The organism is Microbispora amethystogenes, assembly GCF_016863015.1.
Classification (GTDB): domain Bacteria; phylum Actinomycetota; class Actinomycetes; order Streptosporangiales; family Streptosporangiaceae; genus Microbispora; species Microbispora amethystogenes.
The window spans coordinates 105,422-126,286 of the sequence record NZ_BOOB01000046.1; the positions used below are offsets into that span (position 1 = coordinate 105,422).

At 72.7% G+C, this 20,865-nt stretch carries 19 protein-coding genes; 9 read left to right on the forward strand and 10 right to left on the reverse strand.

The window, feature by feature from the left end; genetic code table 11:
• Nucleotides 1–2: 2 nt before the first annotated feature.
• The 6 genes from Mam01_RS28390 to Mam01_RS28415 form a co-directional block, all read right to left on the reverse strand.
• The gene (locus Mam01_RS28390) at nucleotides 3–1,073 is read right to left on the reverse strand and encodes a quaternary amine ABC transporter ATP-binding protein (protein ID WP_225311885.1); all 1,071 of its coding nucleotides are present in this window, start codon (nucleotides 1,071–1,073) and stop codon (nucleotides 3–5) included.
• A gap of 510 nt (nucleotides 1,074–1,583) precedes the next feature.
• Nucleotides 1,584–3,899, reverse strand: coding sequence for a tetratricopeptide repeat protein (locus Mam01_RS28395; protein ID WP_239101688.1), 2,316 nt, complete (start codon nucleotides 3,897–3,899; stop codon nucleotides 1,584–1,586).
• Between the two features lie 53 nt (nucleotides 3,900–3,952).
• Nucleotides 3,953–4,720, reverse strand: coding sequence for an SCO6745 family protein (locus Mam01_RS28400; protein WP_239101689.1), 768 nt, complete (start codon nucleotides 4,718–4,720; stop codon nucleotides 3,953–3,955).
• A 101-nt stretch (nucleotides 4,721–4,821) separates the two neighbouring features.
• Nucleotides 4,822–5,634, reverse strand: coding sequence for a diaminopimelate epimerase (gene dapF / locus Mam01_RS28405; protein WP_204288213.1), 813 nt, complete (start codon nucleotides 5,632–5,634; stop codon nucleotides 4,822–4,824).
• Between the two features lie 9 nt (nucleotides 5,635–5,643).
• Entirely contained in the window at nucleotides 5,644–6,555 is a 912-nt protein-coding gene (miaA, locus tag Mam01_RS28410) for a tRNA (adenosine(37)-N6)-dimethylallyltransferase MiaA (protein WP_239101690.1), read from the reverse strand.
• Nucleotides 6,556–6,583: 28 nt separating this feature from the next.
• Nucleotides 6,584–7,117: a methylated-DNA--[protein]-cysteine S-methyltransferase gene (locus Mam01_RS28415; RefSeq protein WP_204288214.1), complete on the reverse strand. Its 534-nt coding sequence runs from the start codon at nucleotides 7,115–7,117 to the stop codon at nucleotides 6,584–6,586.
• A 60-nt stretch (nucleotides 7,118–7,177) separates the two neighbouring features.
• Here Mam01_RS28415 and Mam01_RS28420 point away from each other — a divergent pair, with 60 nt between their 5' ends.
• A complete protein-coding gene (locus Mam01_RS28420) occupies nucleotides 7,178–7,885 on the forward strand; it encodes a class III extradiol ring-cleavage dioxygenase family protein (protein ID WP_204288215.1) in 708 nt (235 codons plus the stop codon).
• A 4-nt stretch (nucleotides 7,886–7,889) separates the two neighbouring features.
• On the opposite strand, the gene Mam01_RS28425 is transcribed toward Mam01_RS28420, so the two are convergent.
• Together Mam01_RS28425 and miaB are read right to left on the reverse strand one after the other, a co-directional pair.
• On the reverse strand, nucleotides 7,890–8,828 hold the full coding sequence (locus Mam01_RS28425) for a ribonuclease Z (protein ID WP_204288216.1): 939 nt from the start codon (nucleotides 8,826–8,828) through the stop codon (nucleotides 7,890–7,892).
• Nucleotides 8,829–10,128: 1,300 nt separating this feature from the next.
• Nucleotides 10,129–11,589: a tRNA (N6-isopentenyl adenosine(37)-C2)-methylthiotransferase MiaB gene (gene miaB / locus Mam01_RS28430; RefSeq protein WP_275409095.1), complete on the reverse strand. Its 1,461-nt coding sequence runs from the start codon at nucleotides 11,587–11,589 to the stop codon at nucleotides 10,129–10,131.
• Nucleotides 11,590–11,799: 210 nt separating this feature from the next.
• On the opposite strand from miaB, the gene Mam01_RS28435 reads away from it, so the two are divergent.
• The 3 genes from Mam01_RS28435 to Mam01_RS28445 all read left to right on the forward strand — a co-directional run bounded on the left by Mam01_RS28435 (nucleotide 11,800) and on the right by Mam01_RS28445 (nucleotide 15,543).
• Nucleotides 11,800–12,441, forward strand: coding sequence for a Uma2 family endonuclease (locus Mam01_RS28435; RefSeq protein WP_239101691.1), 642 nt, complete (start codon nucleotides 11,800–11,802; stop codon nucleotides 12,439–12,441).
• A 155-nt stretch (nucleotides 12,442–12,596) separates the two neighbouring features.
• Nucleotides 12,597–14,933 (forward strand): sensor histidine kinase, encoded by a 2,337-nt coding sequence (locus tag Mam01_RS28440; RefSeq protein WP_204288219.1) that lies wholly within the window; start codon nucleotides 12,597–12,599, stop codon nucleotides 14,931–14,933.
• Entirely contained in the window at nucleotides 14,905–15,543 is a 639-nt protein-coding gene (locus Mam01_RS28445) for a response regulator transcription factor (protein ID WP_204288220.1), read from the forward strand. Before Mam01_RS28440 ends, Mam01_RS28445 begins: the two co-directional genes overlap by 29 nt.
• 22 nt (nucleotides 15,544–15,565) lie before the next feature.
• On the opposite strand, the gene Mam01_RS28450 is transcribed toward Mam01_RS28445, so the two are convergent.
• The gene (locus tag Mam01_RS28450) at nucleotides 15,566–16,210 is read right to left on the reverse strand and encodes a hypothetical protein (protein WP_204288221.1); all 645 of its coding nucleotides are present in this window, start codon (nucleotides 16,208–16,210) and stop codon (nucleotides 15,566–15,568) included.
• A gap of 174 nt (nucleotides 16,211–16,384) precedes the next feature.
• Between Mam01_RS28450 and Mam01_RS28455 the strand changes: the two genes are divergently transcribed.
• The 5 genes from Mam01_RS28455 to Mam01_RS28475 all read left to right on the forward strand — a co-directional run bounded on the left by Mam01_RS28455 (nucleotide 16,385) and on the right by Mam01_RS28475 (nucleotide 20,437).
• Nucleotides 16,385–17,140, forward strand: coding sequence for an amino acid ABC transporter ATP-binding protein (locus Mam01_RS28455; protein WP_204288222.1), 756 nt, complete (start codon nucleotides 16,385–16,387; stop codon nucleotides 17,138–17,140).
• Between the two features lie 68 nt (nucleotides 17,141–17,208).
• Entirely contained in the window at nucleotides 17,209–18,048 is an 840-nt protein-coding gene (locus Mam01_RS28460; RefSeq protein ID WP_204288223.1) for a glutamate ABC transporter substrate-binding protein, read from the forward strand.
• A gap of 33 nt (nucleotides 18,049–18,081) precedes the next feature.
• Nucleotides 18,082–18,750 carry an amino acid ABC transporter permease gene (locus Mam01_RS28465; protein WP_150936967.1) on the forward strand — a complete coding sequence of 223 codons (669 nt, stop codon included), beginning with the start codon at nucleotides 18,082–18,084 and terminating at the stop codon, nucleotides 18,748–18,750.
• Nucleotides 18,747–19,622, forward strand: a complete 876-nt coding sequence (locus tag Mam01_RS28470; protein WP_204288224.1) for an amino acid ABC transporter permease — start codon at nucleotides 18,747–18,749, stop codon at nucleotides 19,620–19,622. Before Mam01_RS28465 ends, Mam01_RS28470 begins: the two co-directional genes overlap by 4 nt.
• 77 nt (nucleotides 19,623–19,699) lie before the next feature.
• Nucleotides 19,700–20,437, forward strand: coding sequence for a transporter substrate-binding domain-containing protein (locus Mam01_RS28475; protein WP_204288225.1), 738 nt, complete (start codon nucleotides 19,700–19,702; stop codon nucleotides 20,435–20,437).
• Nucleotides 20,438–20,578: 141 nt separating this feature from the next.
• Here the strand turns inward: Mam01_RS28475 and tnpA are convergent.
• Nucleotides 20,579–20,865, reverse strand: a 287-nt coding sequence (gene tnpA, locus Mam01_RS28480; RefSeq protein WP_204288226.1) for an IS200/IS605 family transposase, incomplete at its 5' end; no start/stop codon positions are given.

Below are 20,865 nucleotides of genomic sequence, written 5' to 3' on the forward strand. Positions count from 1 at the left end.
CACTACGCCTCCCCGCTCACGCCCGCGGAGACCGGCGGGACCGGCGGGGCCTCGGTCCTGGGCCGCACCGCGCCGAGGATGTCGACCCGGCTCACCACGCCGACCAGTTCGCCGCCGTCGACGACGCGGATCGGCCGGTCCGATCCCATCGCGGCCGGAACCGCGTCGTGGATGACGGTGCCGGCGGGAAGCTCTGGACCGTCGAGCGGCTCTCCCGGCTCGGGGTCCCGGCAGATCCAGCGCAGCGACAGCACCTGGGAACGGGGGACGTCCCGCACGAAGTCGGCCACGTAGTCGTCCGCGGGCGCCCCCACCAGCTCCTCGGGGGTGCCGACCTGCACGATCGCGCCGGCCCGCATGATCGCGATCCGCTCGCCCAGCTTCAGGGCCTCGGACAGGTCGTGGGTGATGAAGACCATGGTCTTGCCGACCTCGCGGTGCAGCCGGATGACCTCGGCCTGCATGTCGCGCCGGATCAGCGGGTCGAGCGCGCTGAACGGCTCGTCGAACAGCAGCACCTCCGGGTCGACGGCCAGCGCGCGGGCCAGGCCGACCCGCTGCTGCATGCCGCCGGACAACTGCTCGGGATAGGAGTCCTCATGGCCCTCCAGCCCGACCAGCGAGAGGATCCGTCCGGCCTTCTCGTGCCGCTCGGCCTTGCCCATGCCCTGGATCTCCAGGCCGTACGCGACGTTGTCCACGACCCTGCGGTGCGGGAGGAGACCGAAGTGCTGGAAGACCATGCTGACCCGATGGCGGCGCAGATCCCGCAGTTGCCTGGCCGACATGGCGCACACGTCCTGGCCGTCGATCAGCAGTTCGCCCGCCGTCGGCTCGATCAGCCGGGTGAGGCAGCGCACGAGCGTCGACTTGCCGCTGCCCGACAGGCCCATGACGACGAAGACCTCGCCCGGCCGCACCTGGAAGCTGACGTCCCTGACGGCGGCGGTGCAGCCCGTCTTCGCCCGCAGCTGCGCGGGCTCAAGATCGGCGTCGGGGCTGCCGATGATCCTGCCGGCCTTGGGACCGAAGATCTTCCAGAGCCCGCGAACCTCGATCGCGGCTGTGCCCACTGTGATTTCCCCTCACTTCGCGGTCGCCCGCGAGGCGGCGTGGACGCCCGGAAACGCCACAGCACGGCGCGGAGGCTGCCGCTCACACGCCGTGGATGAAGAGCGGGGGGCCAACGACTCCTCAGGGCACACGCACAGGCGTTGCTCAATTCGCAACACGGATCCTGTTTGACAACAGGACTGAGGCTAGGCCCCAAACGCCCCACTTATGGGGAAAAACGCCTTCTGCTCGCCATATCGTGACCGTCCGGTGATCTTTACAATCACCGGTCGTTCCGGGCGGTGAAGACATGGCAGCGGGCGGTGAAAGCACGACGGCACGGGGTGAGGACCCGGTCACGTGAGTGAAGCGCAGCGGTGGAAGCGGGGCCGAGAGCGCTGCGGTGAAAGCGCGAGGGTGGAAGCTTGGGGCCGAGAGGGCGGCGGTTGGAGCGCGGCGGTGCGCCGCGGGTGCGGCCGCCCCGGCGGGACGGCGCACCAACGGCGCACCGGTGGCGCCCCGGCCTCCCGTCAGAGGCCGTACTCCTTGGAGATCCGCTCGTGCCGCTCGGCCTCGATGCCGACCTCGCGGGCGAGGTCGAGCCAGGCCAGCGGGTGGGACCACTGCTCGGTGACGTCGTCCAGGACGGCGTCCAGATCCGCGGGCCGTACGGCGGGCGGGATCGCGATCCAGCCGAACACACCGGGAAGCTGCTCGCCGCTGGCGGGGTGGGTGACGCGGTAGTTCTCGTCGCTGTAGACCCACATCGGCCAGCCGCGCTCGGCCAGGACCTCGTTGAACTCGGTCCACTCGTCCTCCGACGGCGCGGCGCCGTCGAAGAACCAGCTCGTGTAGCCGCCGGGACGCAGCATCGTCACCCCGGCGAAGGGGATCACGAAGCTCTCCCGCTCCTCCTCGCCCTCCGGGATCGGCTCCAGCGGCCGGGGGTCGATCACGACCACGTCGCCCGCGTTGTACTCCATGCCGCGCGGCTGCGGGATCGCGAGGCGGGCGGTGGCCGGGCCGGTCCGTACGGCGAGGACCTCACGCTGGCTGCCGTCGGGGGCGGGGAGGATCACCCGGACGAGGTGCCACTCCTCCTCGATCGGCCCCTCACCCTGCTCGATCGGCATGCCGAGCCCGGTCGCGGCGGCCCGTACGGTCGCCCAGTCCTCCACGGCGGTGGACATGACGATGACCCGCCAGACGTCCTCCTCCTCGGCCTCGCCCGTCTCCAGCAGCGGCTTGAGGATCTCGGCCGCCTTGCCGTTCTCGCCGAGCTGCTGGACGGCGCCCGACCACAGGCGGCGCGCCTCCAGCCCGCCGCCGTTGGCGACCGCCAGCTCCGCCTCGGCCGCCGTCTGCTCCCACCGCTCACGCGCGCGGTGCAGGCGGGCGAGCGCGAGGTGGGAGGCGGTCTGCGGCAGGCGGGCCGCGAGGCTCTCCACCCGCTCGTCCTGACGGGCCTCGATCAGCAGGCCGGTGAGGTAGGCGAGGTCCTCCTCGCCCGCGGCGGCCGGGTCGGCGTCCTCGGCGAGCGCCTTCCAGTAGATGTCGGCGCCCACCCCGGGGTAGCCGAGGAACCCGAGGGTGGTGGTGTGCCGGCGGGTGGCCTCCAGGTCGGTGCCCGACAGCGGCCACAACCAGCCCACCCAGCGCTCGGGGTCGGCCGAGCTGCCGTCGGCGGCGTCGAAGTAGGCCACCAGCTCGTCGCGCGGGCCGGGCGCCGGCGCCTCCTTGGCCGCGTCGGCCGCGGCGCGCAGCTCGGCCACCCGGTCCGCCAGGCCCTCGGTCGCGCGGAGGCCGGCGAGGGCCGCCTCCGCCTCGTCCGCGAGCAGGCGGGCCTGCCACAGGCCCTGCCGGGCGACGGCCAGGTGCCCGGCGGTGAGGGCGAGCTCGAAGCGGGCGCGGTGGCCGCCCATCGTCTCGAAGTACGTCATCCACTGGCGCAGGATGCGGCCGAGCTGCCAGCTGTTGGCGATCGAGCCGCCGCCGGCGACCAGCATGCGGACGGTGTGCGCCCACTCGACCCACTCCCGCGGGTGGTCCCCCACCACGTCGAGGTCGGGCAGGGCCTCCACGGCCTCCTGCGTGCGGTCGAGCGTGACCAGCACCAGCGACCGGAGCAGGGCCTCACGGCGGCCCTTCGCGACCGGGTCGTCGGGCTTGAAGCCGGTCGAGGCGTCCAGCGCGGTCAGCGCGTCGCCGGGACGTCCGGCGGCGAGCAGCGCCCGCGCCGAGGCGGCGCCCAGCTCCCAGCTCGCCTCGCGCCCGGCCCCGCGCAGCCGCTCGACGGCCGCCTCCGCGTACGCCACGCCCTCGGCCGCCTGGCCGGCGTCGACGAGCGCCAGGACATACTGCGTGGCCAGTCCGGAGAAGGCCAGCGAGTCGGGACCCACGCCGTCGAGCGCGGCGCCGAGCGAGCTCAGCCGGGTGGCCGCGTAGCCGGGACCGTCGGTGTTGGCCTGGGTGACAGCCAGGATCTCCACGCCGCCGGGGGCGGCGGGGCACTCGCTGACGTCGCCCCGCTCCGCGAACTCCGCCAGCGCGGCGGCGTCGTCGAGCGCGACGGCGCCCATGGCGCGGTCGCCCACCCGCCCCAGCAGGTGCCAGTAGCGGGCGAAGAGCTCCAGCCACGGCTTCTCGAGGGACTCGGCGTGCTGTGTGATGGCCGGCGCCACGACGTCCAGCTGGGCGAAACGGCCCTCGAGCGCCTGCGCGGGCACGTCGCCCAGCGCCATGGCGAGCCCCGTGTTGCCCGCCTCGTGCAGTTCACGCTGGGTGCCGCCGACCCAGGCCCAGATGTCCACGTCCATGGGCAGCCAGTCTGCCAGGTCGCCGACCATGACCCAAACAGCACGCCGACCCGAACAGCGCGCGCCCGTGCTCGGGCTCCCTCTCAGCGGGTGAGGGCCACCTCGGACGCCTGCCCGAGCAGCGCCGTGAGCTCGGCCAGCTCCGCCGGGCCGAGCACGGAGAAGGCGCGGGCGAGCAGGTCGTCGGTGAGCTCCTCCGCCCTGGCCCTGCGCTCCACCGCCTCGGGCGAGGGCTGCGGGTACGGCTCGGGCCACGCGAGGAACCTGGCGAAGTCGGACGTGCGGTCGAACGAGACGGGCGCCCCCACGCCGTCCCCGGCGACGAGCGTGGCCTCCAGCGGGCCGACACCGCAGCTCACCACGGCCACCGCGTGGAGAGCGCCGCGCAGTTCCCGTACGACGTGGAGCAGGTGGGCCGTCAGGGCCGGCCCGCCGTCCGGGCGGGGCATGGCCCGCCACCCCGCGAACAGCGGCGCGCAGAAGGGGTCGGACCGGTCGGCGACGACGGCGAGGAGCTCCGACAGCCGGTCGGCCTCCCGCAGCCCGGCGAGCCTGCGCCGTCCCCAGTCGTGGCAGGCGGAGGCGTAGAGCGCGGCGGCCTCCTCGGCCGCGATCTTGCGCCCGCCCTCCCACGACTCGCGGACGTGCCCGGGGTGGAAGAAGACGACCGCGGCGACCACGACGTCCGCGTCCACCTCGCCGAGGACCCCGCACCTGCCCCGGAAGTACATCTCACGGCCGCCGAGGCCGTGGCGCTCGCACAGCGCCTTGACCTCCCGCGAGAGCATGAAGCCTCCGCCGAGACTCCCGATCGCCGCCTTCGTCGTCACCACCGCGTCACGCGGATCCATCCACCCCTCCTAGGTCCAGATGTGAGACTCAGAGTGAAGGATCAGAACAAGGTTCCGCAAGCGTCCGGGACGATCAGAGGCCGGCGGTCAGAGGACGGCGGTCAGAGGACGGCGGGCCACTCGCCCGAGGCCACCAGGACAGCGGGACCGGCCAGGTGGCTCGTCTCCTCGGTGAGCGTGACGGTCACCGTGCCACCGAGCACCCGGACCTCCCAGGTGCCGGTCGTCTCGCCGGCCGCGCGGGCGGCCGCGACGGCCGTCGCGACGGCGCCGGTGCCGCACGAGCGCGTCTCCCCCGACCCCCGCTCGTGCACGCGCATCGACACCGTACGGCCGCCCACGGCGTTGAAGATCTCGACGTTGACGCCCTCCGGGTAGACCCCCCGGTCGAACTCGGGCTCCCGGCCGAGGTCGAACCCGGCCACCGGCTCCTCGACCAGGCACGCCAGGTGGGGGTTGCCCATGTTCACGTTGACGCCGCGATATTCGCGCCCGTCCACGACCGCGCGGCTCTCCCCCAGCACCCGCGGCCTGCCCATGTCGATCGAGACGTCGCCCGACACGCCGAGCCGTACGCGCTTGACTCCCCCGCGCGTCGCGACGGCGAACTCGCCGGGCGCCGCGAGCCCCGCGTCCACCAGATAGCGGGCGAAGACCCGGAGGCCGTTGCCGCACATCTCGGCGAGGCTGCCGTCGGCGTTGCGGTAGTCCATGAACCACTCGGCCTCGCCGGACTGCTCGGCCGCCTCCTGGCACAGCTTGGCGCGGACGACGCGCAGCACGCCGTCGGCCCCGATGCCCGTGCGCCGGTGACACAGCGCCGCGACCTGCGGAGTGGACAGGTCGAGCCGGGCGTCCGGGTCCGGCAGGATGACGAAGTCGTTCTCGGTGCCGTGCCCCTTCAGAAACCGCATGGCAGCAGTCTAGGAGGCGCCGGTGATCACGGTGATCGCGCGGTCGGCCAGATCGGGCGCGTCGAAGGGCAGCCAGACCACCCGCGGATCGCGGCGGAACCACGACTCCTGCCGCCGCGCGAACCTGCGGGTGGCGCGCACCGTCTCCGCCCGCGCCTGCTCCTCGGTCCACTCCCCGGCGAGGAACCGCAGCACCTGCGCGTAGCCGAGCGCCCGCCCGGCCGTCCTGCCCTCGGCCAGGCCGCGCGCGGCGAGCGCGCGCACCTCGTCCACCAGCCCGGCCTCCCACATGCGGGCGACCCGGAGCTCGATCCGCTCGTCCAGGACCGGCCGCGGCACCTCGACGCCGATCTGCACGCTGTCGTAGACCGCGTCGTACGACGGCATGGTCGCGGAGAACGGCCGCCCGGACAGCTCGATGACCTCCAGCGCGCGGACGATCCTGCGGCCGTTGCTCGGCAGGATGTTCTCGGCGGCCACCGGGTCGAGGCTCTTCAACCGGTCGTAGAGAGGCGCCGGGCCGGTCTCGGCGAGTTCCTTCTCCAGGCGCTCCCGCGCGTCGGGGTCCGTGCCGGGGAACTCCAGGTCGTCGAGGACGGCCCGCACGTAGAGCCCGGAACCGCCCGCCAGGACGGGCGCGCTGCCGCGCGAGCGCAGGTCCTCGACCAGCGGCCGGGCGAGCCGCTGGTATTCGGCCACGCTGGCCGTCCGGGTCACCGGCCAGATGTCCAGCAGGTGGTGCGGCACCCCACGCCGCTCCTGGAGCGACAGCTTCGCGGTGCCGATGTCCATACCCTCGTAGAGCTGCATGGAGTCGGTGTTGATCACTTCGCCGCCCAGGCGGAGCGCGAGCTCGACGGCCAGGTCGGACTTGCCCGCCGCGGTCGCGCCCACGACGGCGATCACAGGTAGCTGCCCCACACCCTCCAGTGTCCCAGGGACGGGGAGGTCACAGGTCCCAGTCGAGGGTGGGCGGCAGATGGCCTTCGAGGGTCAGCAGCCACCGCTTGGACTCGACGCCGTCGCCGCCGCTGAACCCGCCGAGGCCGTTGCTCGCCACGACCCGGTGACACGGCACGATGATCGGGATCGCGTTGCCGCCCATGATCGAGCCGATGGCCCGGGCCGGGACGCCCGTGCCGCTGCGCGCCGCCAGTTCGCCGTACGTCACCACCTCGCCGTACGGGACGGTGGCGTGCAGCGTGCCGAGGACCTGCCGCTGGAGGGGCGACATGAGCCGCCAGTCGACCGGGGCGCGGAACTCCTTCAGCTCGCCCCGGAAGTACGCGGCCAGCTCCTCGCGGACGGCGGCCGTACGGACCGGGTCGTCGGCGGCGGGCATGCCGAGGCGGGCGGCGATGCGTGCCCTGACCCGGCTGCCGTCCCGGAAGTGGGTGGCGGCGACCCCGTCCGCGGTGACGGCGGCGAGCACGTCGCCCAGCCGGGTCGGGACGGTCGCGAACGCCACCGTGCTGCTGTCCATACGTCCATTCTGCCCATACGTCCAATCTGTGGGGGTGAACGGGCCGGGTAGGGTGATCGGGTGCTGGTCGCCGCGGCCGTCTGCCCGCATCCTCCGCTGCTCGTCCCGCAGGTCGCCGGTGCCGCCGCGGCCGAGCTCGACGCTTTGCGCGCGGCCTGCGCCGAGGCGGTGCGGTCGCTCGCCGACGCCGGTCCCGGCGTGCTCGTGGTGACCGGCGGCGACGGCTCCCCGGCGTCCTTTCCCGGCGACGCCGCCGGGTCGCTGCGCCCCTGGGGGCCCGACGTCAGGGTCGGCCCGGCGGGCGGGGAGCCGGTGCTGCCGCTGTCGCTCACGATCGGCCGCTGGCTGCTGGAACACTCCGCCGGCGTTCCCGAAGCGCGGTTCCCTCTGCGGTTCGAGGCGGTCGCCTCCGACGCGCCGGCGGCCGGGTGCGCCGCGCTGGGCCGCCGCCTGGCCGGCTCGGCGGATCGGGTGGCGCTGCTGGTCATGGGAGACGGCTCGGCCCGGCGCACGGAGAAGTCGCCCGGTTACGTGCATCCGGACGCGGTGCCGTACGACGACATGATCGCCGCGGCGCTCGCGTCCGGTGACTCCGGCGCGCTCCTCGCGCTGGACCCGGCCCGGGCCGCGGAGTTGCAGGTGGCCGGCCGGGCCGCCTTCCAGGTCCTGGGCGGGGCGGCGGAGGGCGCGCCGCCGCCCGCCGCCGAACTGCTGCGCGACGAGGCGCCGTACGGCGTGGGGTATTTCGTGGCGCGCTGGCTCTGGTGAGCGGTCAGCCGCCCGCCTCGGCGCTCCGCTTCGGCACGGGCACCCGCATCAGATCGCGGGCCGTCACCACCTCGCCCGAGTAGGCCTTGCGCACCTCGTCCACGAACCTGGGCTCGTCGGCCGTCGTGTACCTCTCGGAGAAGTGGGTGAGCACCAGGCACCGCACCCCGCCGGCCGCCGCGATCCGCCCGGCCTGCGCCGCCGTCAGGTGCCCGTACTGCGCGGCCATCACGCTCTCACCCGACAGGAACGTCGACTCGATCACCAGCAGGTCGACCCCCTCGGCCAGGGCGAACGCGCCGTCGCAGAGGCGGGTGTCCATCACGAAGGCGGCGCTCTGCCCCGGCCGGGGCGCGCTGCAGTCCTCCAGCGTGACCACCGACCCGTCGGGGAGGGTCAGCGAGCCGCGCCGCTGGAGCTCTCCGATCATCGGCCCGCGCACGCCCCGCCGTTCCAGCTCGCCGGGCAGCATGCGGCGCCCGCCGGGCTCGTCCACGCGGTAGCCGTACGACTGGACGGGGTGCGACAGCGGGCGCGCGGTCAGCGTCACCGGCCCCGCCGGCCACCGCGTCAGCTCGCCGGAGACCGGCCGGGGAGTGATCACGTCCGTGTCCGCGAAGGCCGACGCGTTGCGCAGCCTGCGCCAGTACGTCTCGCCGCCCGCGGGATAGGCCGCCCGCACCTCGTGGGTCACCTTGTCTCTGGCGATCCGCTGGACGACGCCGGGGACCCCCAGGCAGTGGTCTCCGTGGAAGTGGGTGACGCAGATCCACGTGACGTCGTGGGCGCTCACCCCGGCGTGCAGCATCTGCCGCTGCGTGCCCTCCCCCGGGTCGAACAGGAACCCCTCGCCGTCCCAGCGCAGCAGATAGCCGTTGTGGTTGCGGTGGCGCGTGGGCACGGCGCTGGAGGTGCCGAGGACGACGAGTTCACGTACGGACACACCGCCGATGCTAAGTCCCGCGCTCGGACTTCGTTCAGGCCGACTTACGAGGATATTTATCGAATTCCGCTGGAAGCGGCATATCTGGAGTTCCCGGAAATCGGGGGAACCGGCGCTGGACTCCGTACGGGGCGGGCAAAATGAGGGTCGAGACCGACACACTGTCACATGGAAGAAAACGACCTTGCCGGAAAACTCCCCCACCCCACGGCATCGGCGCGGCAGTAGCACCGTTCTCGCCCTGACGGGCGCGATCGGTGTGACCGCGATCGCCGGACTCGGCGTCGTCCTGGCCGTCATGCCCGGTCAGGACCTGGCGGCGTCCTCCGCCGCCCACTCACCCACCGCCGGCCCGCGCTTCGGACGAGAAGGGTCTTTCGACGCCGCGGCACCGGGCATCCCCGGCTCCGGGCCATTCTTCTCACAGTCCGGAAATCCACAATCATCCGCGCCTGCGGATATTTCGGGAGATGCGACGCTGGAGCGCCCGAAAACGGCTCCGGACATCGCGTCGGAACTGTCCGGCGATTCGGCCGAGGAAGCGGGATACGAGGCGGCCGGAGACGGCACGGCTGAGCAGGAGCGGTCGTCGGCCGAGCAAGGGGCACTGCCCCCGGGTCACGAGACCGGCGGGCCGGGGTCTCCCGGGCGTGCTGTCCGGGCGACCGGCCCCTCCCGCCCGCCTGCGTGGTCCGCACGTCTCGCCGGGAACAGCGCCACCGGCTCGGCGAGCCGTTCCGGGACGAGGGACGCCGACCGGCGGCGATCCGCGCGCACCGCTCCGCCCGAAGGTGCGAAGCCGGTCACGCATGAGCCGGACGCTCAGGGCTCCACCGATCGGGACAGCGCCGCACGAGGATTCGGCGCTCGTGGGTCTGTCGCTCGTGGGTCTGGCGCGGGCGACGCCACGCCCCGGAACCCGGCGACCGGAGCCACTCCTGCCGGAAGCGCACCGACCGGGAACGCGGCGGCCAACGGCACGGCGGACAGGAACACGGCTGGCCAGGACGCGGGCGCGGGGACCTCGGCCGCGTCCCGCGCCGAGGCGGCCGCTGCGGCGCGCACCCGGATGCGGGATGCCTGCCTGCGGTTCCACGATCTGCGCCGCGCCTACTGCTACCAGGTGCTGCGCCGCTTTTCTCAGTGACCCGCTCTCAGTGACCCGCGCGTTTTCTCAGTGACCCGCGCGCGGCCCGCACCCGCGCGGGCCGCCCTCGCAGATCAGGTCAACCGTCTGATCAGACACGGCTCTGATCAGACATGGTCCTGATCAGGCGCGCGGTTCTGATCAGGCGCGGGTTCAGACGGCCGAGCAGGCGGACGACTGCGCGGGCAGCGGAGCCGGGCGGCCGACGGTGGGCATGCCCAGGCTGACCGCGGCGCCCTGTCGCGGAGCCGCCTGCCGGGCCTCCCAGGCGTCACCGGCGCGGGTCCGCCGTACGGACAGCACCTTGTCGGCCACCAGGTGGTGCGGCGCGGCGTAGGTGACCTCGACGGTGACCATGTCGCCGGGCCGGGCCCCGGCCGCGGCATCGGTGGCCGCGAGGTGGACGAGGCGGTTGTCGGCGGCGCGGCCGGACAGGCGGTGCGTGGCGTCGTCCTTGCGGCCCTCGCCCTCGGCGACCAGCACCTCGAGGGTCCGCCCGACCTGCGTCCTGTTCTCCGCCCAGGAGATCTCCTCCTGGAGCGCCACCAGGCGTTCGTACCTCTCCTGCACGACGGCCTTGGGCACCTGGTCCTCCATCGTCGCGGCGGGGGTGCCGGGGCGGATGGAGTACTGGAACGTGAACGCGTTGGCGAAGCGCGACTGCCGTACGACGTCGAGGGTCTGCTGGAAGTCCTCCTCGGTCTCGCCGGGGAAGCCCACGATGATGTCGGTCGAGATCGCGGCGTCCGGCATCGCGGCGCGCACCCGCTCGATGATCCCGAGGTAGCGCTCGGACCGGTACGACCGGCGCATGGCCTTGAGGACCCGGTCGGAGCCGGACTGCAGCGGCATGTGCAGCTGGTGCATCACGTTCGGCGTCTCGGCCATCGCGGCGATCACGTCGTCGGTGAAGGCGGCGGGGTGGGGCGAGGTGAAGCGGACCCGCTCCAGGCCCTCGACGTCGCCGCAGGCCCGGAGCAGCTTGCCGAACGCCAGCCGGTCGCCGAACTCCACGCCGTAGGTGTTGACGTTCTGCCCCAGCAGGGTGATCTCCAGGACGCCCTGGTCGACGAGGGTCCGCACCTCGTTCAGGACGTCGCCGGGACGGCGGTCCTTCTCCTTGCCGCGCAGCGACGGCACGATGCAGAACGTGCAGGTGTTGTTGCACCCGACCGAGATCGCCACCCAGGCCGCGTACGCCGACTCACGGCGGCTCGGCAGTGTGGAGGGGAACGTCTCCAGCGACTCCTTGATCTCGACCTGGGCCTCTTCGGCGATCCGGGCGCGCTCCAGCAGCACCGGCAGCGAGCCGATGTTGTGGGTGCCGAAGACGACGTCCACCCAGGGGGCGCGGCGGACGATCTCGCCCTGGTCCTTCTGCGCCAGGCATCCGCCGACCGCGATCTGCATGCCCTCGCGGGCCATCTTGATCGGCCGCAGGTGCCCCAGGTTGCCGTAGAGCCGGTTGTCGGCGTTCTCGCGTACGGCGCAGGTGTTGAACACCACGACGTCCGGCGTCTGCCCCTCGGCGGCCCGGACGTATCCGGCGTCCTCCAGCAGCCCGGAGAGCCGCTCGGAGTCGTGCACGTTCATCTGGCAGCCGTAGGTCCGCACCTCGTAGGTCCGGGTCGCGCCCTCGGCGTCCTGTGTGGTCACAGTCTGTGTGGTCCCAGTCATCGCACTACAAGGGTAGGCGCTTCCCACCCCCACCCGTACGAAAACCCTTCGCACTCGACCACACACGGAAAGCGACGATAGGATGCGGCGGCGAACGCATGCGACACTGAGAACGGACCTGTCGGTGAGAGGTGAGCCTCGATGGCGATGCCCGCACGATCCACGGAGGCGCCGATGCAGGCCCGCGAGGCGCGGGCGGCCAGGAGCCCCTGGCGTGTCCCGGGTGAGCTTGAGGTCGAGGAATGGTTCGAGCTCAACACGCAGGCGGACGACGGCAGCCGCTACGAGCTCATCGACGGGAGTCTCATCGTGTCCCCCGCACCACTCCCGATGCACCAGTGGATCGGTGACAACCTCCGCGCGGCCCTTCAGGAGGCCGCGCCCGAGGACCTGGTGGCGATCACTGCGACCGGCCTGCTTCTGGACGGTAGACCTGGGGTGATTCCGGACATCATGGTCGTCGACCGGCAGCCCGTACGCGACGGTGCGTCGGTCATCCGGCCCGAGTGGGTGCGTCTGGTCGTGGAGATCGTTTCGCGGTCCACCACCATGACCGATCGGGTGGTGAAGCCCGCGAAATACGCCGAGGCCGGGATTCCCGGTTTCTGGCGGATCGAGACCCATCCGTTCCGCGGGCAGGCTGACGAGCGGCTTCCTGTCGTCTTCACCTACCGGCTGGGCGAGGACGGCCAGTACCAGCTGATCCACCGGGTGGGGGCGGGCGAGGTGGTGGCTGTGGGCGAGCCGTTCAAGGTGGCGGTGGATCCCGAGGCGTTCGCGCGGGTGTGACGGGTGGGCGGACCCGCCGCGACGTCCGGACGTCCTGGGACATTGTCCTGTTCGTCTGGGCATATCGGTCGCTAGCCTGAGCCCGATCTAGTGGCCGCGCCGGAGGCGGGCGGAGGCGGGGCGTGCGCCGGGGAGGCGCGCGGAGGAGGCGGGCGGTGCGGCGTACGGCGTGGGCGGTCTGCGCGCTCAGCCTGCTCCTGATCGCCGCGGCCCTGGTGCTCGGCCACCGCAACGGCGCGGGGCTGTTCGCCCAGAGTCACCTCCTCTTCGTCGCCGCCTGCGCGCTGGTCGGCGGCCTGATCGCCGCGGCCCGCCCGGGCAACGCCGTCGGGTGGCTGATGGCGGTCTGCGGGCTGTGCTTCGCGCTGCTGGACGCGACCGGGCACTACGCGCTCGCCGGACTGCCGTTCGCGACCCCGATGGCGTGGCCGCAGACGTGGCTGTGGGTGCCCGCCAACCTGTCGGTCGCCGCCGTGCCGGCGTTCTTCCCGTCGGGACGGCCGTCGTCGCCCCGGTGGCGGGCGGCCCTGTGGACGATCGCCGGGGTCTCCGCCGTGATGACGGCGGTGAGCGCCCTCCTGCCCGGCCCCAGCCACCAGGTCGGCTGGGGCACGCCGCTGCCCAACCCCCTCGCGGTGCCCGCGCTCGCCGCCGCAGCCCCGTTCGTCGAGCCGCTGACGACCGCGCTCATGGGCGCGCTGTTCCTGGCGGGCGCGGGCGATCTCGTACGGCGGGCCCGGCGCGGCGACGCCGGCGAACGGGCCCAGCTCAAGTGGCTCGCGTACGCCGCCGGGCTCGCCGGGCTGATCGTCGCGGGCCGGCTGGCCGCGGGGCTCTCCGACGGCGACCCGCGCTCCATCTGGCCCGTCACCAGCGCGTTCTGGGAGGTCATGGGGACGTTCGCGGCCTGCCTGCTGCCGGCCGCCGCCGCCGTCGCGGTGCTGCGGCACGGCCTGTTCGACATCGACCTCGTGATCAACCGCACGCTCGTCTACGTGCTGCTGTCGGCCTGCGTGTTCGGCGGCTACGTGCTCGTGGTCACCTACCTCGGCGCGGTGTTCCGCGCGGCGGACGGCCTGCCGGTGTCGGTGGCCGCCGCCGGGGTGGTCGCCGTCGTCTTCGCCCCGCTGCGCGAGCGGCTGCAACGCGCCGTCAACCTCGTGATGTACGGCAGGCGGGACGATCCGTACGCGGCGCTGGCCCTGCTGGGCAGGCGCCTGGAGGAGGCGGCGGAGCCGGGTGCGGTGCTCGCCGCGGCGGCCCGGTCGGTGGCGGAGGCGCTGCGCCTGCCGCACGTCGCGGTCGAGGTGGCCGGCGGGCCGACCCACGCCTACGGCGTGCCCTCCCCCGGTTCCGTACGGCTGCCGCTCGTGCACCGGGGCGAACCGGTGGGCGACCTGGTCCTGTCCCCGCGCCCGGGTGAGAGCGAGCTCGGCGGGAGGGACCGCCGGGTCCTCGCCGACCTCGCGCGGCAGACGGGGATCGCCGTGCACGCCGTACGGCTGTCGGCCGACCTGCAGCGCTCGCGCGAACGGCTGGTCGCGGCGCGTGAGGAGGAACGGCGGCGGCTGCGGCGCGACCTGCACGACGGCCTCGGGCCGACCCTGGCCGCGCTGACCATGCGGGCGGAGGCCGTGCAGGACATGGTGCAGGACATGGTGCGGGACCCGGACGCCCTGGCGATGCTCGAAGAGATCATGACGGACGCCCGCACGGCGATGGCCGACGTACGGACGCTGGTGGAGGGACTGCGGCCGCCGGCCCTCGACACGCTGGGCCTGGCCGGGGCGATCAGGTCGCACGCGGCCCGGCTGCCCGGCGCCGAGGTCGGCGTCGAGATCGAGGGCACCCTGCCGGCGCTGCCCGCCGCCGTCGAGGTGGCGGCGTACCGGATCGCGGCCGAGGCGCTGGCGAACGCGCGCCGTCACGCCGGGGCCGGGCGGGTGCGCGTACGGCTCGGCATGGCGGGCGGAGGCCGCGCGGACGTGCTCGAACTGGAGGTCGCCGACGAGGGCGGCGAGCCGTACGCGGCGGACACGGCAGACATGGCGGGCACGGCGGGCACGGCGGACGTGGCGGGCACGGGCGCCGGTGATCCGGCGGCCGCCCGGCCCGGGGTGGGCACGGCGTCGATGCGCGAGCGGGCGGCCGAGCTGGGCGGCACCTGCCACATCGGCCCGCGGCCCGGAGGCGGGACCCGGGTCCTGGCCCGCCTGCCGGTCCACGACACCGCTCCGGACACGGCGCGGAACACCGTCCGGGACACCGCCCTGAGCACGGCGCGGGACACCGCCCTGAGCACGGCGCGGAACACAGCCCTGAGCACGGCGCGGAACACAGCCCTGAGCACGGCGCGGGACACAGCCGGGGACACGACCCGGGCCATCGCGCCGGACATGCCGCAGGACCTGGTGCGGGGCTCAGGGCGGGACTCGGGACATCACTCAGGACGGGAGGCGGGCGATGGAGCCGATCCGCGTGCTGCTGGTTGACGACCACGCGGCCTTCCGGGCGGGGCTCCGCGCGCTCCTGCGGCCGGTGGAGGAGGTGGAGGTCGCCGATGAAGCGGCGAGCGGTGAGCAGGCCCTCGCCCTCCTGCCCCGCGTGCAGCCCGACGTCGTGCTGATGGACCTCGCCATGCCCGGCATGGGCGGGGTGGCCGCGACCGAGCGTGTCACCAGGGACCATCCGCACGTGCGGGTCCTCGTGCTCAGCATGGCGGACGACGACGACGCGGTCTTCGCGGCGGTGCGCGCCGGTGCGCGGGGCTACGTGCTCAAGGGCGCGCGGCGGGCCGAGCTCGTCCGGGCGATCCGGGCCGTGGCCGAGGGCGAGGCGATCTTCGGCCCCGCCCTCGCCGGGCGGCTGATGGGTTACTTCTCCGACCTCGGCAGGGCGCCCGAGCCCAGCTTCCCCGAGCTCACCCCGCGTGAGCGGGAGATCCTGGGCCTGGTCGCCGGTCACCTGACGAACGGCCAGATCGCGGCCCGGCTCGGGCTGAGCCAGAAGACCGTGCGCAACCACGTGTCCAGCGTCTTCGCGAAACTGCGCGTGGCCGACCGGGCCGAGGCGATCATGCGGGCCAGGGAGTCTGGCCTCTGACGGGCTCCGTGGCCGCGGGCGCTCAGGCGGCCCGCCAGTCGTCCACGGGCATGCGCAGGATCTTCAGGGCGACCGTGCCGAAGGCGGCGAGGTGGAACAGCGACCCGATGGCCTGGACGGCCGGCGGCTGCCCGAGCGTGAGGAACGGCCCGCAGACGCCCGCGAGCGCCGCGACCGGGACCCACCACGGCGCCCGCCGCACCGCCGCCAGGCCCGTCAGGAGCACCAGCAGGCCCACGTGGGTGAGAAACCCCGGCAGCAGGATGCCGTACACGAAGCCGCCGAGCGCGCCCGCCACCTCGGTCACCCGGGCGGCCTGGGCGTCGGGGAGGCTGAGCGCCAGCGCCAGGTCGTAGAAGTCGGTCATGAACAGGCAGGCGGCGGTGACCGCGCCGGTCAGGCCGAGCGCCGCGCCGATGTTGCCGGTGCGCGGCGCGCGGCCGCGCAGCAGATGGGCGAGCCCGAGGATCACCGGGACCAGGCAGGCGGTCGCCCATTGGAACAGCAGCGCGCTGGCCTGCACCTGTACGGGGCTCGCGCGGAACACGGCGGGAGTGTGCTCGGTGCCCGGCGGCGAGGTGACGAAGGCCAGGCCGAGCAGGACGGGCCACACCAGCATGGCCGCCGCCGCCACGGTCTTCCTGAACAGATCCGGATTTTTCAGCATCTGGACTCCTACGCGATCAGAGGGTCGGCAGGAGCCAACCGGGACCGCGTCCCGGGCCGCATGGGCGGGCCGTCCGGACAAACCGGGAGAGATGTCCTGAGCAGCCGGGATGTGATCTGATCGGTACCGGCCCGTTAGTGACGGCGCGACGTTGACCCCCCTACGTTGTTGACCATGACGGAGATCAGTGGTCCCGATCCGCTTGTCAGGCTGGAGGGAGTCAACAAGCACTTCGGTCCCCTGCACGTGCTCCAGGACATCGACCTGAGCGTGGGCCGGGGCGAGGTGGTCGTCGTCATCGGCCCGTCCGGCAGCGGCAAGTCCACGCTGTGCCGGGTGCTCAACCGCCTGGAGACCATCGACTCCGGCAGCATCGTCTTCGACGGGCGGGAACTGCCCGCGGAGGGCAGGGCGCTGGCCCGGCTGCGCTCCGAGGTCGGGATGGTGTTCCAGTCCTTCAACCTCTTCGCCCACAAGACGATCCTGGAGAACGTCACGCTCGGCCCGACCAGGGTGCGGAAGGTCCCCCGGCAGCAGGCCGAGCAGCGGGGCATGGAACTCCTCGAACGGGTCGGCATCGCCTCGCAGGCGGGGAAGTATCCCGCCCAGCTCTCCGGCGGCCAGCAGCAGCGGACGGCCATCGCCCGCGCGCTGGCGATGGACCCCAAGATGATCCTCTTCGACGAGCCCACCTCGGCCCTCGACCCGGAGATGGTCCAGGAGGTGCTCGACGTGATGGTCGGCCTGGCCAAGGACGGCATGACGATGATGGTCGTCACCCACGAGATGGGCTTCGCCCGCCGTGCGGCCAACCGCATCGTGTTCATGGCCGACGGCCAGATCGTCGAGGAGGGGTCGCCCTCGGAGTTCTTCACGCAGCCGAGCACCGAGCGCGCCCGCGACTTCCTCTCCAAGATCCTCACGCACTGATCGTGCCTATGACAGCCCCAGCTCATGACAGTCCCAGCTCACGAAATGCTCCACAAAAGCGAAAGGTGATGCGGATGCGATTCGCAGCCGGCTTGCTCGCGCTCGCCGCCCTGGCCACCGGCCTGACGGCCTGCGGCGGTTCCGGGTCGAGCTCGATCGTCGACAAGGCGAAGGACGACAAGAAGCTCACGATCGGTGTCAAGATCGATCAGCCGGGCTGGGGACTGAAGAAGCCCGACGGCGGCTTCGCCGGGTTCGACGTCGACGTGGCGAAGTACGTCGCCAAGGAGCTCGGCGTGCCGGAGAGCGGCATCACGTTCAAGGAGGCCCAGTCGGCCAACCGCGAGCCGTTCATCCAGCAGGGCCAGGTCGACATGGTCATCGCGACCTACTCGATCACGGACGAGCGGAAGAAGAAGATCTCCTTCGCCGGGCCGTACCTCGTCACCGGGCAGGACATCCTCGTCCGCGCCGACGACACCTCGATCACCGGGGTCGAGTCGCTCAAGGACAAGAAGGTCTGCGGCGCGCAGGGGTCGTCGTCGCCCAAGCGGCTCGCGGACAAGTTCGGTCCCGACTGGGAGGCCAAGAACCTCACCCAGCAGCAGGGGTACGGCGCCTGCCTGCCGCTGCTGGAGAACAAGCAGGTCGACGCGATCTCCACCGACGCCACGATCCTCGCCGGGTTCGCCGCCCAGTTCCCCGGCAAGTTCAAGCTGGTCGGCCAGCCGTTCAGCGAGGAGAGGTACGGCATCGGCATCAAGCTGGACGACAAGGCCGGGCGCGACGCGATCAACAACGCCATCGAGAAGTTCTTCAAGGACGGAAGCTGGCGCAAGGCCATCGACACGAACCTCGGCGAGTTCGGCAAGTACTTCACGACCCCGCCGTCCGTCGACCGGTACTAGAGCACCGACAGCGGCACTGGAAGGAGGCCGGCGGTGGAGGCCGTCGTCGACGAGCTTCCCGTCATCCTCGGCGCGTTCTGGCTGACGGTGAAGCTCACGGTGGTCAGCGGGCTGATCTCGCTGGTCTGGGGGATCGCGCTGGCCGCCATGCGGGTGAGCCCGCTGCCGGTGCTGCGGGGGGCGGGCGCGCTGTACGTCAACGTGCTGCGCAACACGCCCCTCACACTGATCATCGTGTTCTGCGGCCTCGGCCTCGGCACGGTGATGGACGTCCAGTTCTCCGACAACCTGTCGCTCAACAGCTTCTGGCTGTCGATCATCGGGTTGTCGGCCTACACCTCCGCCTTCGTCTGTGAGGTCGTACGGGCCGGGATCAACACCGTGCCCCTCGGCCAGGCGGAGGCGGCCCGCGCGATCGGCCTGACGTTCCTGCAGACGCTCCGCCTGGTGATCCTCCCCCAGGCGGTGCGCACGGTCATCGCGCCCCTCGGGAGCCTGCTGAACGCGCTGGTCAAGAACACGACGGTCGCCGCGGCGATCGGCGTCATGGAGGCGGCGCTGCGGATGAAGAACCTGTTCGACGCCCACGGAGACGCGATCATTCCCATCTTCCTCGGCTTCGCCGCCGGGTTCGTCGTGCTGACCCTCCCCCTGAACCTGCTGTCCGGTCGGCTGGCGCGGCGCCTGGCGGTGGTCCGATGACCGAGCGCGGCGCCACCGTCCTCTACGACGTCCCGGGCCCGCGCACCCGGCTGCGCAACAACGCGCTGACCCTCGCGTTCGGCGTCGTCCTGCTGCTGGTCGCGTTCTTCGTCTGGACGAAGTTCGACGAGAAGGGCCAGTGGGACGGCAAGCTGTGGCAGCCGTTCCTGCGGGCCGACACCTGGACCGAGCTGATCCTGCCCGGGCTGCTCAACACGCTGGTCGCCGCGGCACTCGCCGCGGTGCTCGCGCTGCTGTTCGGGGCCGTGTTCGGCATCGCCCGCCTGTCGGACCACCGCTGGGTGCGGATCCCGGCCGCGGTGGTCGTCGAGGCCTTCCGCGCGGTCCCGGTGCTCATGCTGATCTTCTTCGCCCAGTACGGCGGGAGCCTGGCCGGGCTGGTCGTGACCGAGTTCACGGCCGTGGTCTTCGGTCTCACGGTCTACAACGGGTCGGTCCTGGCCGAGATCGTCCGCGCGGGCATCCTGGCGGTTCCGCGCGGCCAGGCCGAGGCGGGCTACGCGATCGGCCTGCGCAAGAACCAGGTGATGCGGGTGATCCTGCTGCCGCAGGCGGTGACCGCGATGATGCCCGCGATCGTGAGCCAGCTCGTGGTGCTGCTCAAGGACACCGCGCTCGGGTTCGTCGTGGCGTACGCCGACCTGCTCAACGCGGGCGCCCGCGTCGTGCCGGCCAACTACGCCAACCTGATCCCCTCGGTGATCGTCATCGCCGTGGTCTACATCGCGATCAACCTGGCGCTCGGCTATCTCGCCGCCTGGCTGGAACGGCGCAGCCGGCGCAGCAGGAAGGTCACGGCCGACCCGGCCGCCGCCGAGCAGGCGGGCGGCGAGGTCGCCTTCGTCCGCTGATCCCGCGCTCCCCGGTCAAGGGAGTTTTGCCGTGTCGCTGCTGGCGGCGGCGCGTACGCGACCTCGATATTGAGCGCGTGTGGCGTGGCCTCGCCGTGATCGGCGTCCTGGCGGCCGGATGCCTCGCGGGGTGCGGGGGCGACGGCAGGCTGGTGATCGGCGTGCGCCCGGGGCAGCCGGGGCTGGTCGCCCGGATGCCCGACGGGCACTTCGGCGGCTTCGACGTCGAGGTCGCGCACTACGTGGCGCGGGCCCTCGGCTACCGCGACGACCAGATCGTCTACACGGCCGACACGGCCCACGCGGACCTCGTCGTCGGTGTCACCGGCCCGGCGCGCTCCCGGCCGATCGCGGGGCCGTATCTCGTCACCAGCACCGACGTGCTCGTCCGGGCCGACGACCTGTCGATCACGCGGCCCCGCGACCTCGCCCGCAAGCGGGTCTGCGCCACGCGGGAGTCCGCCGGGCCGCTGGTGGCGAGGTTCGGCGCCCGCTGGCGGCAGTTCTTCCTCGCCGAGGCGAACCTGCCGGCCGCCTGCGCGCCGCTGCTCGCCCGTGGCGGCACCGACGCCATCGTGGCCGACGCGCCCGTGCTCGCCGGGCTGTCGTCTCAGTATCCCGGCAGGTTCCGGTTCAGCGGCAGGCCGCTGTCGACCGAGGAGTACGGCATCGCCACCAGCACGGCCGCCCTGCGCGACCAGGTGAACGACGCGCTGCGCCGGATGTTCGAGGACGGCAGCTGGAAGCGGGCCGTCATCGACCAGCTCGGCGTCCTCGCCACCCGCTACACCACTCCCCCGTCGCTGAAGTGGTGACGGGGGGATCCGCGGCGTGCCGGGGGCGGGCTACCGGATTCGTCCGCAGTGCTCCGGCCTTGCCGGGGGTGAAGTGGACTGTCCCGCGTAGCGGGGCGGGGAAAGCTGATTCGCCGTCAGGCGGATCGGCGTCTTAGCAGATCAGACGGGGCGGTTGTGCTGCTCGATGTACTGGCGCAGGACGCTGATCGGTGTGCCGCCCACGCTCCCGGCGAAGGAGAAATCCGACCACAGCGTGTTCGCCCGGTAGTAGTGGCGGGCCGGTTCGGGGAACTCGGTCCGCATTCGCCGGGAGGACACCCTTTTCAACGAGTTGACGAGGCGGGACAGGGCGACCTTGGGCGGGAGGTTCACCAGCAGGTGCACGTGGTTGGCCGCGCCGTTGAACTCGGCCGGTTCGCACTCGAAGTCCGCGCAGAGGTCCCGCG